The organism is Streptococcus sp. 21.1, assembly GCF_016648635.1.
GTDB lineage: Bacteria > Bacillota > Bacilli > Lactobacillales > Streptococcaceae > Streptococcus.
This window is the reverse complement of sequence record NZ_JACLQL010000010.1, coordinates 37,041-53,204: the sequence shown is the minus strand read 5'-3', so window position 1 is coordinate 53,204 and position 16,164 is coordinate 37,041. Positions and strand designations below refer to the sequence as shown.

Genomic DNA, 16,164 nt, shown 5'->3' with positions numbered 1-16,164 from the left:
GGTCTACAAGTCCTTTCCTGTTTGTTCGATGTAGTCAGTGATGATAGATTTGATTTCAGGTGAGCTAAAACCAATGGCTGTCATCTCAGTGACAAAGTTTTTCATGAGACTTTGGGCAATCTCGTGTCGTTTTTGATCAATTAGTTTTTCATCTTCGGTAACAAAGCGACCAGAGGTACGGGCAGAGTAGACCAACCCCTCTTTTTCAAGTTCTTGGAAGGCTCTTTGTACAGTGTTAGGATTGACTCCAGCTTCCTGAGCAAATTCTCTAACGGGTAGGAGTTGTTGTCCCATACTCAATTCCTTGGAAGTTATCTTCAGTTTGACGCGATAGGCGATTTGGAGATAGATTGGCGATTTTTCATCAAATGTCCAAGCCATAAGAGACTCCTTTCTAAAAGTATAATAGTATTATTTTTGTACTACCGTAATGATACAACTAAAACACTGAATTTGCAAGTAAAATGCCATATTTTCTCTAATTTCTTTGGCTTTTCCCAAACTTATATCCCTATTTTTGGTACAATAGGGGCAAGTATATTCGACCTGAAGGGAGATTATTTTGAAAATTTTAGCAACAGATATGGATGGTACCTTTCTAGACCATCTTGGTGCCTATGACAAGGCACGTTTGGATAACCTTTTGGATGCTTGTGAAGCTAAAGATTACGTTTTTACAGTAGCTTCTGGCCGAGCTCTCTTGGCCTTGGAGGAGCTTTTTGATGGTTTTGTGGACCGCATTGCTATTATTGCGGAGAATGGGGCCTTGGTTCAGTACAAGGGTGAAGTCCTATTTGAGTCCAAGCTAGAACCTAAAGATTATTTAGAAATTGCAGACACGACTTTAGCCTTGCCAACTTGCGAGGGAATTCTCTTGTCGGGACGTCGTGGTGCCTATGCTCCAAACGATGCAGAACCAGCCTATCTTAAGGCCATGGAACGTTACTATGAAAATGTTATGACAACGGACCTTGAAGCGGTTACAGATGACATTTTCAAGGTAACTGCTAAGTTCCAAGGGGATACCATTATGGAACGTGGTGACTACCTCAACACGATTTTTGAGGATATGACAGCTGTGACAACTGGCTTTGATTCTATGGATATTATCCTTAAAGGTGTGGACAAGGGCTTTGGTCTTTACCATCTTTGTCAAGAGTTGGGGCGTCAAGCTTCAGATGTTGTAGCCTTTGGTGATAATCTCAATGATATGGAGATGTTGACCTTTGCTGGGCATGCGGTTGCTACGGAAAATGCCCGCGATGAGATTAAGGCAGTAGCTGACGAAGTGATTGGTCACCATAAAGACGGTGCAGTCTTTGACTACATGGAAGGATTGGTGGACTCAGATGTCTGAGATTAAATTGTTGGCCTTGGACCTAGATGGGACACTCTTCACTAAGGATAAGCAAGTAACAGCTGAAAATAGAGCTGCTCTGAAAGCGGCAGAAGCTAAGGGGGTTCATGTGGTCATTACGACTGGTCGCCCTCTGCCAGCTATTACTCATATCTTGGAAGATTTGGGCTTGTTGGATGATAAGCACTATAGTGTGACCTTCAATGGTGGCTTGGTTCAGCGTAATAACGGCGATATCCTCATAAAAAAAGAGATGAGTCGAGAAGATTTAAAGCAGATTTATGCTGTTTTTGAGCCTCTGGGGCTCCCGATGGATGTTATCAGTGATGGCATTGTCTATGGTGTGCCAAGTCAAGGCAATCATTCTCTCTATCGTCAGGCTAATCCTACCTTGACCTTCGTTGATGTGGAGAGTATTGATGACATTCCTGAAAATATCGTCTATAATAAAGTAGTTACGGTCTGTGAGGAAGCGTTTTTGGATGCTCAAATTCCAAAAATACCTGACCATTTATACCAAGCGTTTGAGGTCTTTAAGTCTCGTGAAATTATCCTAGAGGTTATGCCTAAAGGTGTTCATAAGGCTGTAGGTTTGAGACTCTTGACTGATTACCTTGCTCTGGATAAAAGTCAGGTCATGGCTATGGGAGACGAGGAAAACGACTTGACAATGCTGGAGTGGGCTGGTTTTGGTGTGGCTATGGCGAATGCTGTTCCCAAGGTCAAGGCTGTTGCCAAGGCAGTAACGACAAAAACTAATGAGGAATCTGGAGTGGCTGAGGCCATCCACAAATATATTCTAGAGAAATAAGGAGAACCAAATGGGTCTATTTGATCGATTATTTGGACAAGAGGAAAACCAGTCACAGGAAACTGTAGCAAATCAGGAAATTTCAGAAACTGAGGCTCTTGATAATCAAGACTTGTCAACAAGTGAAGGGATAAGCGAGAGTCAAACAGAACAGCTCAGTGAGTCAGAGACTCAAGTAGAAGAGATTTCATCCACAGAATCTGTTGAATCTAGTGATTCTACTGTGACAGAAGAAAGTGAAGCAGTGTCTGACGAAGACCGTTCTGTTGATAATCAGGCTTCAAGCGAAGCAGAAGACGTTTCAGAGTCAGAAGAAAGTCAAGTTGCTGTGGATAACCACTTTGCGGATGTCATGGCTGATTACTATGCTAAGAAGGCTCAAGTAGCCGCTGCTGCAGAAAAAGGTGAAACTGTCACTTTTGAAGCCGTTCAAACCCGTAAAGTTGAGGAAAAACCTGAAGAAGTTCAGGCTTCAAAAACTGAAACAGAACAAGAAAAATATAACCGTACCCTCAAGAAGACGCGTACTGGTTTTGCTGCTCGCTTGAATGAATTCTTTGCGAACTTCCGTCGTGTTGATGAGGAGTTCTTCGAAGAATTGGAAGAAATGCTAATTCTTTCTGATGTTGGTGTTAATGTTGCAACGCAATTAACGGAAGATTTGCGCTATGAAGCCCGCCTTGAAAATGTTAAAAAGACTGAGGATTTGCAACGCTTGATTATCGAAAAACTTGTGGATATCTACGAGAAGGATGATGTCTACAAGGAGCAGATTAATTTCCAAGATGGTTTGACAGTCATGCTTTTTGTTGGTGTTAACGGGGTTGGTAAGACAACGTCTATCGGTAAGTTGGCGCATAAATACAAACAAGCAGGCAAAAAAGTTATGTTGGTAGCTGCCGATACCTTCCGTGCGGGAGCTGTCGCTCAGTTGGTTGAGTGGGGACGTCGTGTTGATGTGCCAGTAGTGACTGGTGCTGAGAAGGCTGACCCAGCTTCAGTGGTCTTTGATGGTATGGAAAAGGCCCTTGCTGAGGGAGTCGACGTCCTTATGGTTGATACTGCGGGGCGTTTGCAAAATAAAGACAATCTTATGGCAGAGCTTGAAAAGATTGGTCGTATTATCAAACGTGTGGTTCCAGAAGCACCTCATGAAACCCTCTTGGCCTTGGATGCCTCAACGGGTCAAAATGCCCTTAGTCAGGCTAAGGAATTTTCAAAAATCACACCTCTCACAGGTCTTGTCTTGACTAAGTTGGATGGTAGTGCCAAGGGTGGGGTGGTTTTAGCCATTCGCCAAGAGTTGGATATTCCAGTTAAGTTAATTGGTTTTGGTGAGAAAATTGATGATATTGGTGAGTTCCATTCAGAAGAATTCATGCAAGGTCTCTTGACTGGTTTGGTTTAAAAGAGTATTTAAAAAAGAGTGAGTACTGAGAAAAGGAATTCACTCTTTTTAATGGTGTCCTCACCTTGAAAAAAGTCGCTTTTATTGGTAAAATAGTAAGGAAAAACGCATGCTCTGAAAAGTGAGCTGTAACTTAATCACTGAACAACCCCTAAGCCAAAAAAAGAGATGATTGTTTTCTCTTTTTTAAGGTGAGTCATAAGAAGATTTTTAATCTTAGTTTAAGGAGAAGACATGTCTGAACGTGGACTTTTGATTGTTTTTTCAGGGCCTTCTGGTGTCGGAAAAGGAACTGTTCGTCAGGAGATTTTTTCAACACCTGACCATAAATTTGAATACTCAGTATCAATGACCACACGTGCTCAACGTCCTGGTGAAGTTGATGGAAAGGATTATTTCTTCCGTTCGCGTGAGGAATTTGAAGAGCTTATTCGTAAGGGTCAAATGTTGGAATATGCTGAGTATGTGGGTAACTACTACGGAACACCTTTGACTTATGTTAATGAAACCTTGGATAAAGGTATTGATGTTTTCCTTGAAATCGAGGTTCAAGGTGCCCTTCAGGTTAAGAAAAAGGTCCCAGATGCTGTCTTCATCTTTTTGACACCACCGGATTTGAACGAGCTTCAAGAACGTTTGATTGGTCGTGGGACAGATTCTGAGGAAGTTATTGCTCAACGTATCGAGCGTGCGCGTGAAGAAATTGCTCTTATGAGCGAATACGATTATGCCATTGTTAATGACGAAGTGCCTTTGGCTGCTGAGCGTGTCAAACGTGTTATTGAAGCAGAACACTTCCGAGTTGACCGTGTGATTGGTCGCTATCGTAATATGATTTCAGAAAAGAAATTATCAGATAAATAAATTAGAAATAGGTATAGAATTATGATGTTGAAACCCTCTATTGACAAACTTTTGGATAAAGTGCCTTCAAAATATTCATTGGTTATTTTGCAAGCCAAACGTGCCCATGAATTAGCCGCTGGTGCTGAACCAACTCAAGAGTTTACGTCAGTAAAACCAACCCTTCAAGCCCTTGAAGAGATTGAATCTGGTAATGTGACTATCCACCCAGATCCAGAATCTAAACGTGAATTGGCACGTTTGAAAGTGATTCAAGCACGTCTTGCTGCTGAGGAAGAAGAACGTAAAATCAAAGAACAAATCGCTAAAGAAAAAGAAGAAGGCGATAAAATCTAAAATCAAAGTCTTGCTTTGGTTTATGAGGAGAGGGGAGCTGAGGCATAGTGTCTCAGCTTCCTTCTTTATGACGATAATAGGCAGCTCATATTTTCTTGAGCTTGGAAGATACTGGTCTTAAGGAAGTGACAGGAGGAGATTTATGGTTTTAGTAGCACATATTATTGTCGACGTTCCTCTGATGCAGACGGACAGACCTTATAGTTACCTGGTACCGGAAGCCATGCAAGAACAAATCGCCATCGGTATGCGGGTTCATGTGCCTTTTGGTAAAGGAAATCGTTTACTTCAAGGTTTTGTTATTGGCTTCGAGGAGCAGGAGGATTTAGGAGACTTTCCTGAATTAAAACCTATTGCTGAGCTTTTAGATTATGAGCCAGTCCTTAATCAGGATCAACTGGATTTGGCTGATCAGATGCGACATACGGTCTTTTCCTATAAGATTTCCATCTTGAAGTCAATGCTACCTGGTCTCCTTAATTCTCAGTACGATAAGGTTATCATGGCGACTGATAAACTGGGTGAAGAGGATAAACAGACTTTTCTTCAGGGGCAGGATCATGTTCTTTTCTCGCAGTTGTCAGAGGAGCAGCGTCAAGCCATTCCTCGTCTGGTCCAGTCTGGGCGTGTAACGGTTGATTACCTTGCTAAGGATAAGCAGAACATTAAGACTGAGAAGCACTATAGTGTTCAAAAGGGCATTCTTGAGACTTTGGCTATTTCGCAACGGGCTAAGAGGCGTTTGGAGATACGAGACTTCTTGCTCGAGAAGAGCGAGCCAGGGAAGGTGGCAGACCTCCACAAGCTTTTTTCACGAGATGTGGTTAAGTTTTTCATTGAAGCTGGTGCCTTGGTCATCACTGAAGTTGAGGTCAATCGTGCCGATAGCTACTTTGAAAAGGTAGAGAAGACGGATTTTCTTGAGCTTAATGTTCAACAGGCGCATGCTGTTGAAGAAATGACGCGCCAAATTGGACAAGGTAGCAAACCTTTCTTATTGGAAGGGGTAACGGGATCAGGTAAGACAGAGGTCTATCTGCATCTTATCGAGAGGACCTTGGCTATGGGGAAAACTGCCATTGTCTTGGTGCCAGAAATTTCCCTGACGCCCCAAATGACCAATCGTTTCATTTCACGTTTTGGTGACTTGGTGGCGATTATGCATTCAGGCTTGTCAGACGGTGAAAAATTTGACGAGTGGCGAAAGGTTAGGTCTGGTCAGGCCAAGGTTGTGGTAGGAGCACGTTCGGCGATCTTCGCTCCCTTGAACAATATCGGAGCTATCATTATCGATGAGGAACATGAGGCTACTTATAAGCAGGAGTCTAATCCTCGCTACCATGCTAGAGATGTGGCCTTGCTTAGGGCTAAGAGTCATGGAGCCGTGCTTGTTCTTGGTTCAGCAACACCGTCTATTGAGACTCGGGCGAGAGCTCAGAAAGGGGTTTACCATTTTCTTGAGTTGACTCAGAGGGCTAATCCTAATGCCAAAATTCCTCAGGTGGAAGTGGTGGACTTTAAGGATTTTGTGGGCCGTCAAGAGGCTAGTGATTTTACGCCACCTCTCTTAGAGAAAATCCGAGAACGCTTGGGACGTAAGGAACAAGTCGTGCTAATGTTGAACCGTCGTGGCTATTCCTCTTTTGTCATGTGTCGTGACTGTGGCTATGTGGATGATTGTCCCAACTGTGATATTTCCCTAACCTTGCATATGGATACCAAGACCATGAATTGCCACTATTGTGATTTTCAAAAAGCAATACCACATGTCTGCCCTAACTGTCAGAGCCGTCAGATTCGCTATTATGGGACTGGGACACAGAAGGCTTATGACCAATTGACGGAACTTTTGCCAGAAGCCAAAGTGATTCGTATGGATGTTGATACGACACGCAAGAAAGGGGCTCACGAGAAACTCTTGGAGGCCTTTGGAAGTGGTAAGGCTGACATTTTGCTTGGAACTCAGATGATTGCCAAGGGCTTGGATTTTCCAAATGTTACCTTGGTAGGGGTCTTGAATGCAGATACGTCGCTAAATTTACCAGATTTTCGTTCAGCTGAGCGTACCTTCCAACTGTTGACTCAGGTGGCTGGTCGTGCTGGTCGTGCTGACAAGGAAGGGGAAGTTATTATTCAAACCTATAATCCTAGTCATTATGCCATTCGGTTTGCACAGCAACAGGATTATGAAGGTTTCTACGCCTATGAAATGGGGATTCGACGTCAGTTGGCCTATCCCCCTTATTTCTATACGGTAGGAATTACGCTTTCTCACAAGGATGAAGAGTTTGTGGTTCGGAAGAGCTATGAGGTTATGGCTTATTTAAGAGAGCACCTGTCAGACAAGGTGACCTTCCTAGGGCCTACGCCTAAGCCAATTGCCCGAACACATAACCTTTATCACTATCAGATTATTATCAAATACCGTTTTGAGGATAACTTGGAAGAAACGCTTAATAGGGTCCTTGACATGACCCAGGAACCTGAAAACAAGGACCTGCGTTTGATTATTGATCACGAACCTCAGAATTTTACTTAATCTAGAAAAGGAAGAATATGACAAAATTAGTATTTATGGGAACGCCTGCCTTTTCAGCGACAGTGCTGGAAGGACTTTTGACCGATGAGCGTTATGATATTGTCGCTGTGGTGACGCAACCAGACCGTGCTGTCGGCCGTAAAAAAGAAATTCGCATGACACCGGTCAAGGAAGTAGCCTTGGCGCATGACTTGCCAATTTATCAACCGGAAAAATTGTCAGGGTCAGAAGAAATGGCGCAATTGATGGCGCTTGGTGCTGATGGGATTGTTACTGCAGCTTATGGACAATTTTTACCAAGCAAGTTGCTTAATAGCATGGATTTTGCGGTGAATGTCCACGCTTCTCTCTTGCCAAAATACCGTGGTGGGGCACCTATTCATTATGCCATTATCAATGGGGATGCAGAAGCAGGTGTGACAATTATGGAAATGGTCAAGGAGATGGACGCTGGTGACATGGTTAGCCAAAAGTCCTTGCCAATTCTTGACGAGGATAATGTTGGTAGCATGTTTGAAAAATTGGCCGTCTTGGGTCGTGACCTTTTGCTCGAGACCTTGCCTGCCTACATTGCTGGAGAAATCAAACCTGTTCCTCAAGATGCCAGTCAGGTAACGTTTTCGCCAAATATTAGTCCAGAAGAGGAGCGCCTTGATTGGAACAAGCCGGCTCGTGACATCTTCAATCAAATCCGTGGCATGTATCCATGGCCTGTGGCACATACCTTGCTTGACGGCAAACATTTCAAGATTTATGAAGCGGACTTGGTAGAAGGCCAAGGACAGGCTGGTCATATCATTGAAAAGACCAAGAAGAGTTTGGTAGTTGCGACTGGTCAGGGAGCCATTTCACTTAAGACAGTTCAGCCTGCTGGAAAGCCTCGTATGGCTATTGCTGATTTCCTTAATGGGGTCGGACGCAATCTTGAAGTAGGTGATGCATTTGGCCAATGATTGGAAAAAAACAGCCCGTGGACAGGCACTTGAAGTCTTAGAAGAAGTCTTCCAGGAAGGAGCTTACTCAAATATTGCTCTCAATGCCCATCTGAGCAAGTCGCATCTGACAGATAAGGACAAGGCCTTGGTGACGGAAATTGTCTATGGGACCGTGGCTCGTAAGATTACTTTGGAGTGGATCCTAGCCCATGTCATCGAGGACCGTGACAAGCTTGAACCTTGGGTCTATGACTTATTACTTTTGAGTCTCTATCAGTTGGCCTATTTAGATAAGATTCCAGCTCATGCGGTGGTTAATGATGCCGTTTCTATTGCCAAAAATCGTGGCAATAAAAAGGGGGCTGAGAAGCTGGTCAATGCGGTTCTTCGTAAACTATCTAGCCAGCCTTTGCCAGATCCAAGCACAATCAAACGTGTCAATAAACGCTATTCTGTTCAGTATTCTCTACCTGTATGGTTGGTTAAAAAACTTATCGACCAGTATGGAGAGGATCGTGCCCTTGCTATTTTCCAAAGCCTTTTTGTGAGAAACAAGGCTAGTGTGCGTGTAACGGATGCGTCACGTTTGGAAGAGATTGCGGAGGCCACTGGGGCTGAGTGTTCAGTATTATCCCCAGTCGGGCTTGTTAAGTCTTCAGGTTACTTTGCTGGGACAGATTATTTTAAAGAGGGCTTGTTGACCATTCAGGATGAGACCAGTCAACTGGTTGCACCAACTTTAGGGATTCAAGGTGAGGAAGAAATCCTGGATGCCTGTGCGGCACCTGGTGGTAAGACGGTACATATGGCCTCATATTTGACGAGTGGACATGTGACGGCGCTTGACCTCTATGATCATAAACTTGCTCTTATCGAAGAAAATGCTCAACGTCTTGGATTAGCTGACAAGGTTAAGACTCAGAAATTGGATGCTAGTCAGGTACATCAAGTCTTCGCCGCTGATAGTTTTGACAAGATATTAGTGGATGCACCTTGTTCGGGAATTGGGCTCATTCGTCGGAAACCCGATATCAAATATAACAAGGATCTCCAAGACTTTGAGTCCCTTAAGGCTGTGCAGTTGGATATCCTATCCAGCGTTTGTCAAACCCTACGAAAAGGTGGTATAATAACATATAGTACTTGCACCATCATAGCAGAAGAAAATCAAGAGGTGATTCAAGCCTTTCTTGAGAGCCATCCTGATTTTGAGCAAGTTGCCTTAGACCATCCATGTAAAGACATCGTGGTCAATGGCTGTTTGGCAATTACCCCCGAACAGTATCTAACTGATGGTTTTTTCATCGCACAGTTGCGTAAAAAAGCTTAGGGTTACAGAGGAGGAAATGCTGACGCAAGTCAGAAAGAAAACTATGGAAATATCATTATTAACGGACATTGGCCAAAAACGGTCAAATAACCAAGATTTTGTTAATAAATTTGTCAACCAAGCTGGTGTTACCCTTGTCGTTGTTGCAGATGGAATGGGTGGACACCGTGCTGGAAATATTGCCAGTGAGATGTCAGTGACTGACCTTGGTCGTGACTGGATTAACACTGATTTTCGTGAGTTGAGTCAAATTCGTGATTGGATGATTGCTGCCATTGATGCAGAAAATCGTAAAATCTATGAGCTTGGCCAAAACGAAGAATATAAGGGAATGGGAACAACTATCGAGGTTCTTGCCTTTGTTGATAATGCTGTGATTTTCGCCCATGTTGGGGATTCACGTATTGCCCTTATCCGTAATGGTGAGTATAAGCAATTGACGAATGACCACTCTTTGGTCAATGCTCTTATCAAGGCTGGTCAGTTGACCGAAGAAGAAGCAGCGGTTCACCCACAACGTAATATCATTACGCAATCTATTGGGCAAGCTGCTCCGATTGAGGCTGACCTTGGTGTCCAACAATTGGAACCAGGAGACTATATTTTGGCCAATTCAGATGGATTGACTAATATGATTTCAATTGAACAGATTGTTCATATTGTCAACAGTCCTGGTTTCGTCGAGGAAAAAACGAGTCGTTTGGTAGCTGCAGCCAATGAGGCTGGTGGTCATGATAATATTACCGTTGCTCTCATCAAAATAGAAAGTGAGGAAGGATAATGATCCAAGTTGGCAAATTGTTTGCTGGACGTTATCGAATCCTTAAGTCTATCGGGCGTGGTGGTATGGCGGATGTTTATCTGGCTAACGACCTGATTCTGGATAATGAAAGAGTAGCTATTAAGGTGCTACGTACCAATTACCAAACGGATCAGGTGGCTGTGGCGCGTTTCCAGCGTGAAGCGCGTGCCATGGCAGAACTCAGTCATCCTAATATCGTTGCTATCCGAGATATTGGCGAAGAAGACGGCCAGCAGTTTTTGGTGATGGAGTATGTGGATGGTTCGGACTTGAAGAAATATATTCAAGACCATGCGCCACTTTCTAACCAAGATGTTGTGCGTATCATGGGGGAGGTTCTTTCCGCCATGACTCTTGCCCACCAAAAGGGCATTATCCACCGTGACCTTAAGCCACAAAACGTTCTTTTAACTAAGGACGGTACAGCCAAGGTCACAGACTTCGGAATTGCGGTTGCCTTTGCAGAGACTAGTCTAACTCAAACTAACTCTATGTTGGGTTCTGTCCACTACCTCTCACCAGAGCAGGCTCGTGGATCGAAAGCAACTATCCAAAGCGACATCTATGCTATGGGTATTATGCTTTTTGAAATGTTGACAGGTCATATTCCTTATGATGGTGACAGTGCAGTAACCATTGCACTCCAACATTTCCAAAAGCCACTCCCATCTATTTTGGCAGAGAACCGTAATGTTCCCCAAGCTTTGGAAAACGTGGTTATTCGAGCAACAGCCAAAAAACTAGAAAATCGTTACAATAGTACTTTGGAAATGAGCCGTGACTTGGTAACGAGTTTGCATCCTAGTCATCGACGTGATGCCAAGGTAGTCTTTGATGATATGACGGATACTAAGACCTTGCCGAAGGTTGATCCAGTTCCATCAGCAAGTCTTGAGAAAAAAGCCGTTGCTGCTGAACCATCAGAGCCTACACCTGCTCCAAGTAAACAACCAAGGAAAAAAACGACACCAGCTAAGAAGAAAAAGAAGAACTTCTTCTCAACCTTACTCAAGGTTTTCCTAGGACTTGTCTTTATTGGTATTATCATCTTTGCTTATTTAGTCTTTACCAATCCTGATAATGTCCAAGTACCTAATGTGGTCGGTCAGGAGTTGTCCACAGCTCAGACTAAAATTGAGGGTGCTGGATTTAAGGTAGGAGAAGTCAAAGAAGTGGAAGATGACTCTGTCGATACGGGTAAGGTCATCAAGACCGATCCTACAGCTGGAACCACACGAAAAGAAGGATCAAGCATTGATGTCTATGTTTCTTCTGGTAGTAAAGGTTTCGCTTTGAAAGACTACAAGGGTAAAAACTATAAGGATGCCATTGAGGATTTAACTTCGAATTATGGTGTTTCTGAGGACCAAATTGATATTCAGCATGTCGAAGACGACAGTGCTGAAGAGGGAGAAATCCTATCTCAAAGTCCAGGGAAAAACAAGTCTTTCAATCCTAAGGATAGTAAGGCTAAGATTAAGTTCCGTGTGGCAACGCCTAAGATAGTTACCATGCCTGATGTGACTGGTTTGACGGTTTCAACAGCAGTTCAAACCTTGAATCGTAAGAATATCTCAAGTAGTAGCATCGAGTACCACGACTATAATACTGGTGCTAAGTTAGATAAGGATAAGATTCCTAGCAGTACGGAGGTCCTTTATCAAGATCCACAAGCTGGTACAAGTGTTGATGGTACAGTGATTCTCTATGTTTCGGTTGCAACAGCAAGTTCAAACCTTCAGTCAAGCTCAAGTAGTACGACACATTCGTCATCAACGAGCTCAAGTACTGACAGTACAACTTCAAGCACTGAAACCTCGACAGAGGCTACTCACACAGAACTACAATAGATTAAAAAACTTAGACATAATGAAGAGAGGTTATTTAAGCTCTCTTTTTTGCTACCTAGAGATCTTGTCGATAGCCTAAAAAGCCTGCTTGCCAGAGGTCAGAGATTCTTTTATAATGAAGACATCACATATAGGAGAGACGCTATGAGAAACCGTAGAAAACTGAGAAGGTATATCATTACCTACGATATTGTCATAACAGTCCTGGCCCTGATTTCCATTGGCTTGGTTATCTTTGATTTAGTTGGCTTAATTTCAATTGGAAGGCGACCTTTTAGAGTGATAGATCAGTCTATAACGCTCATATTTGCCATTGATTATGCGATTCGTTTCTCCTTAGCACCTCGTAAGCGAATCTTTGTTAAAACACATGTGTTGGACTTGTTGGCTATTATTCCCTATAATGAAGTCTTTACCTTCCTTCGTTTTTCAAGAGTGGGACGTTTTGCCAGGTTGGCCAAACTCTCACGTTTAATTGGTTTGAGCAGCAAGCTCAAGCATATTTCCAATCGTATCAATCGCAGAAATGGCTTTTATTTTCTACTTTCGGTTAATAGTATTATCATTCTTATCAGTAGTGCTGTTATTGCCCGAGTAGAACACCATAATTTTATAGATGCTATTTGGTGGTCTGTAGCAACGGTGACTACGGTTGGTTATGGAGATATCGTTCCTAAAACGCTTGTAGGTAAGGCAGTCGCTGTTATTCTCATGTTTAGTGGGATTGCCACTCTAGGGTTGTTAACTAGCTCTCTTAATAATATTTTTGTGCGGTCAGGTCGTCAGACTGAACGAAAATTAGCCGAGCTTAAGAAAGAATTAGCAGAGCAGCGTGTCATACTGGAGGAAATCAGAAGTACAGTGCTAATGATAAGAAGCAAAATGGACGATACTGACGGTTAAGATTTTTGAATGAAAGACTGTGTTTCCTGTAATGGAGGCACTTTTTTGCTTTCTTCTGCCCCTTTTCTATCTTGATTACTCAATGCTCAAACTGGGTCTTTTTGTCAATTGCCTTAAAATTTGATAGAATGAAGCCTGTATACTTTTATTTGAGAGGTCCTTATGACCAAATTTAATTTTTTCTTAGTGGTGGAAGCCCTGCTTTTGACTCTGGGCCTGATTACCATTTTTAATAATGATATTACCAGTTTTATTTTCATTCTGGTTTTGACCTTGTTAGCGGTTCGCTTTTTTAATAAGGAATCCAAAAGTGACTTTGTCTTGACCATCTGTTTGATCTCACTTTTTCTGGTTTCCATGTGGAATATCTATGTGGTGCTTGCGATTTTAGTGGGTGTGGCCTATGTCATGATTAACCATTTTTCACAGGTTAAGAAAAAGAATCGCTACGCTCTCATTCAATTCAAGGAAGACGACTTGGATCCTCAGGCTGTGCGAAATCAGTGGATTGGAACTCGGATGGAACCTGTCAGTGATCGTTATGACTTTGATGATATCAATATCATCCGTTTCTTTGGAACAGATGTGATTGATTTGACCCAGGTTATCGTCTCGGGGCGAGATAATGTTGTGATTTTGCAGAAACTTTATGGTCCGACGACTATCTTGGTACCAATTGATGTTTCCGTCAAGCTCAATATATCAGCGATTTATAGCTCTGTCACCTTCTTCAATGAAGATGAGTACGACCTCCGTTACGAAAGATTGACCTTGCAGGGGGCGGAGTATGAACATGCTCATCGAACAGTGAAATTGATTCTCAATGTGGGAGCTGGACCAGTGGAGGTACGTCGCAAATGAAGAAACAGTACCTATTTTTGATTCTGATTTATTCAGTTGTTGTTCTGGTTGGCGTTACCCTAGTGGTTATGGATAGCTTTAACCTTAACTTTTCATTGGTTTTTGGTAATCTATCTCAGGTCTTCCATTTTCTTTTTAACATGTTTTTTGTGGTTCTGAGTTTGCTCATTTTGCTTTATATTCTTTGGGCCATTGCCAATGATAACAGTATGCGATCAGTCAATCAGGATTTGCGCCGCATTATCAATAATCAACCAGTCAAACGTCAGGGAGATATTGAGTTAGACAAGAATATGATGCGCTTATCTCATAAGATGCGTAAATTGACTAAGGACTTGCAGAAAACTGAGAATGCTCAAGCTCTTCAAAGCCGTGATATTATTAAGAAGGAACGAGGACGTATTGCTCGTGACCTTCACGATACCGTTAGTCAGGAACTTTTTGCGGCTAGTATGATTCTTTCTGGTGTCTCTCAGATGGCGGACCAGCTAAGTAAAGAAGATTTGCATAATCAAATTCAGGCGGTTGAGGCCATGCTGACGGATGCTCAAAATGATATGCGTGTCTTGCTTTTGCATCTTCGTCCGACAGAGCTTGAGAACAAGACCTTGCAAGAAGGCTTGCAGATGATTCTTAAGGAATTAACCGATAAATCCAATATCCATGTCGTCTACAAGGATATGGTTAAGAAAGTGCCTAAGCGTATTGAAAATAATCTCTTTAGGATTGCCCAAGAGTTTATCTCTAATACTCTTAAACACGCCAAGGCTAGCCAGATAGAGGTTTATCTCTATCAAAATAGTCAGGAAATTCAATTGAAAATGTTGGATAATGGTGTTGGTTATGATTTAAATGCGTCGACTGACGAGATGAGTTATGGACTGAAAAATATCCAGGAGCGTGTCGATGAAATGGCGGGAACTGTGCAGTTCCTATCTGCTACAGGTAAAGGAACATCTATTGATGTTCGTGTGCCGATATTAAGAGGAGAAGACAATGTCGAATAAGATAAATGTGATTTTGGTCGATGACCATGAGATGGTCCGTTTGGGCCTTAAGAGTTTCCTGAATCTCCAAGGAGATGTCGAAGTGGTTGGAGAAGCGAGCAATGGCCGAGAAGGTGTTGACCTTGCCCTGGAACTTCGTCCAGATGTCGTCGTAATGGACCTTGTCATGCCTGAATTAGATGGTGTTCAAGCGACTTTGGAATTGCTCAAAGAATGGCCAGAAGCCAAGATTTTGGTTTTGACTAGCTATTTGGACAATGAAAAAATTTATCCAGTCATTGAAGCTGGTGCTAAAGGTTATGTGCTTAAAACTAGCAGTGCGGCAGAGATTCTCAATAGTATCCGTAAGGTTTACCGTGGTGAAGAAGCTATCGAAACAGAGGTGGACAATAAGATTAAATACCACGATAGCCATCCGGACCTACACGATGACTTAACGGCACGTGAACGTGATATCCTGGCACTTTTGGCTAAGGGTTATGACAATCAGACCATTGCTAACGAGCTATTCATTTCATTGAAAACCGTTAAAACGCACGTGTCTAATATCCTAGGAAAACTCAATGTTGATGACCGTACTCAGGCTGTTGTTTATGCCTTTAGACATCATTTGGTTTCACAGGATGATGAATAAAGTTATCAACTAACCTTGTTATTTAGAGGCTAGGGAGAGTTATCATAATTCTTACCCCTTACTCGGATTTTGCAAGTCAAATCTTTTGACTTTATTTCTAGCAAAACATATAATGAAATTATCCTAAAACTTTTCTTTTTTCATATGAGGTTGAAGCGACCTCATATCATCTATCTAAGTTCGCTTAGATGATGAAATCTCCTAACTCCTAGCAATCGGTATTTCCGGTTGCTTTTTTTGAAAAAAGTTTAAAAAAGTGTTGACAGCCAACTAGTTTTTCTGTAGAATAATAAGAGTCTTTTGGGGTATAGCCAAGCGGTAAGGCAAGGGACTTTGACTCCCTCATGCGTTGGTTCGAATCCAGCTACCCCAGTTCTACCTGAGGGTAGAGACACAGATTATGGTCCGTTGGTCAAGGGGTTAAGACACCGCCTTTTCACGGCGGTAACACGGGTTCGAATCCCGTACGGACTATAAGTGCCAGCTAGAGAAAGCTGGTTTTTTTGTGTCCTTTTTGATAAAATAGA

The 16,164-nt window shown here is 42.6% G+C and carries 15 protein-coding genes and 2 tRNA genes; 16 read left to right on the top strand and 1 reads right to left on the bottom strand.

Annotated elements, in window-relative coordinates:
* Window positions 1–3: 3 nt before the first annotated feature.
* A complete protein-coding gene (locus H7U01_RS07960; RefSeq protein ID WP_201041414.1) occupies window positions 4–381 on the bottom strand; it encodes a GntR family transcriptional regulator in 378 nt (125 codons plus the stop codon).
* 181 nt (window positions 382–562) lie between these two features.
* Here H7U01_RS07960 and H7U01_RS07955 point away from each other — a divergent pair, with 181 nt between their 5' ends.
* The 16 genes from H7U01_RS07955 to H7U01_RS07880 all read left to right on the top strand — a co-directional run bounded on the left by H7U01_RS07955 (window position 563) and on the right by H7U01_RS07880 (window position 16,111).
* The gene (locus H7U01_RS07955) at window positions 563–1,357 is read left to right on the top strand and encodes an HAD-IIB family hydrolase (RefSeq protein WP_201041413.1); all 795 of its coding nucleotides are present in this window, start codon (window positions 563–565) and stop codon (window positions 1,355–1,357) included.
* Window positions 1,350–2,168, top strand: coding sequence for a Cof-type HAD-IIB family hydrolase (locus tag H7U01_RS07950; RefSeq protein WP_201041412.1), 819 nt, complete (start codon window positions 1,350–1,352; stop codon window positions 2,166–2,168). Before H7U01_RS07955 ends, H7U01_RS07950 begins: the two co-directional genes overlap by 8 nt.
* Window positions 2,169–2,178: 10 nt before the next feature.
* Window positions 2,179–3,576, top strand: a complete 1,398-nt coding sequence (gene ftsY / locus H7U01_RS07945) for a signal recognition particle-docking protein FtsY (protein WP_201041411.1) — start codon at window positions 2,179–2,181, stop codon at window positions 3,574–3,576.
* Between the two features lie 234 nt (window positions 3,577–3,810).
* Window positions 3,811–4,440 (top strand): guanylate kinase, encoded by a 630-nt coding sequence (gene gmk, locus H7U01_RS07940; RefSeq protein ID WP_064524112.1) that lies wholly within the window; start codon window positions 3,811–3,813, stop codon window positions 4,438–4,440.
* 21 nt (window positions 4,441–4,461) lie between these two features.
* Window positions 4,462–4,776, top strand: a complete 315-nt coding sequence (gene rpoZ / locus H7U01_RS07935) for a DNA-directed RNA polymerase subunit omega (protein WP_002886855.1) — start codon at window positions 4,462–4,464, stop codon at window positions 4,774–4,776.
* 142 nt (window positions 4,777–4,918) lie between these two features.
* Entirely contained in the window at window positions 4,919–7,315 is a 2,397-nt protein-coding gene (locus H7U01_RS07930) for a primosomal protein N' (RefSeq protein WP_201041410.1), read from the top strand.
* A 17-nt stretch (window positions 7,316–7,332) separates the two neighbouring features.
* Window positions 7,333–8,268, top strand: a complete 936-nt coding sequence (gene fmt, locus H7U01_RS07925) for a methionyl-tRNA formyltransferase (RefSeq protein WP_201041409.1) — start codon at window positions 7,333–7,335, stop codon at window positions 8,266–8,268.
* Entirely contained in the window at window positions 8,258–9,580 is a 1,323-nt protein-coding gene (gene rsmB / locus H7U01_RS07920) for a 16S rRNA (cytosine(967)-C(5))-methyltransferase RsmB (RefSeq protein ID WP_073685670.1), read from the top strand. Before fmt ends, rsmB begins: the two co-directional genes overlap by 11 nt.
* A gap of 43 nt (window positions 9,581–9,623) precedes the next feature.
* Window positions 9,624–10,361 (top strand): Stp1/IreP family PP2C-type Ser/Thr phosphatase, encoded by a 738-nt coding sequence (locus H7U01_RS07915; RefSeq protein ID WP_073687922.1) that lies wholly within the window; start codon window positions 9,624–9,626, stop codon window positions 10,359–10,361.
* Entirely contained in the window at window positions 10,361–12,232 is a 1,872-nt protein-coding gene (gene pknB / locus H7U01_RS07910; RefSeq protein ID WP_201041408.1) for a Stk1 family PASTA domain-containing Ser/Thr kinase, read from the top strand. Before H7U01_RS07915 ends, pknB begins: the two co-directional genes overlap by 1 nt.
* 144 nt (window positions 12,233–12,376) lie before the next feature.
* Complete coding sequence (locus tag H7U01_RS07905; RefSeq protein WP_201041407.1) at window positions 12,377–13,135, top strand: potassium channel family protein; 759 nt, start codon at window positions 12,377–12,379, stop codon at window positions 13,133–13,135.
* A 162-nt stretch (window positions 13,136–13,297) separates the two neighbouring features.
* Window positions 13,298–13,996: a cell wall-active antibiotics response protein LiaF gene (gene liaF, locus H7U01_RS07900; protein ID WP_037603001.1), complete on the top strand. Its 699-nt coding sequence runs from the start codon at window positions 13,298–13,300 to the stop codon at window positions 13,994–13,996.
* Window positions 13,993–15,003 carry a sensor histidine kinase gene (locus H7U01_RS07895; RefSeq protein ID WP_002891418.1) on the top strand — a complete coding sequence of 337 codons (1,011 nt, stop codon included), beginning with the start codon at window positions 13,993–13,995 and terminating at the stop codon, window positions 15,001–15,003. Before liaF ends, H7U01_RS07895 begins: the two co-directional genes overlap by 4 nt.
* The gene (locus H7U01_RS07890; protein WP_201041406.1) at window positions 14,993–15,637 is read left to right on the top strand and encodes a response regulator transcription factor; all 645 of its coding nucleotides are present in this window, start codon (window positions 14,993–14,995) and stop codon (window positions 15,635–15,637) included. Before H7U01_RS07895 ends, H7U01_RS07890 begins: the two co-directional genes overlap by 11 nt.
* A 301-nt stretch (window positions 15,638–15,938) precedes the next feature.
* Window positions 15,939–16,010, top strand: a tRNA-Gln gene (locus tag H7U01_RS07885).
* Window positions 16,011–16,039: 29 nt separating this feature from the next.
* A tRNA-Glu gene (locus H7U01_RS07880) sits at window positions 16,040–16,111 on the top strand.
* Window positions 16,112–16,164 lie beyond the last annotated feature (53 nt).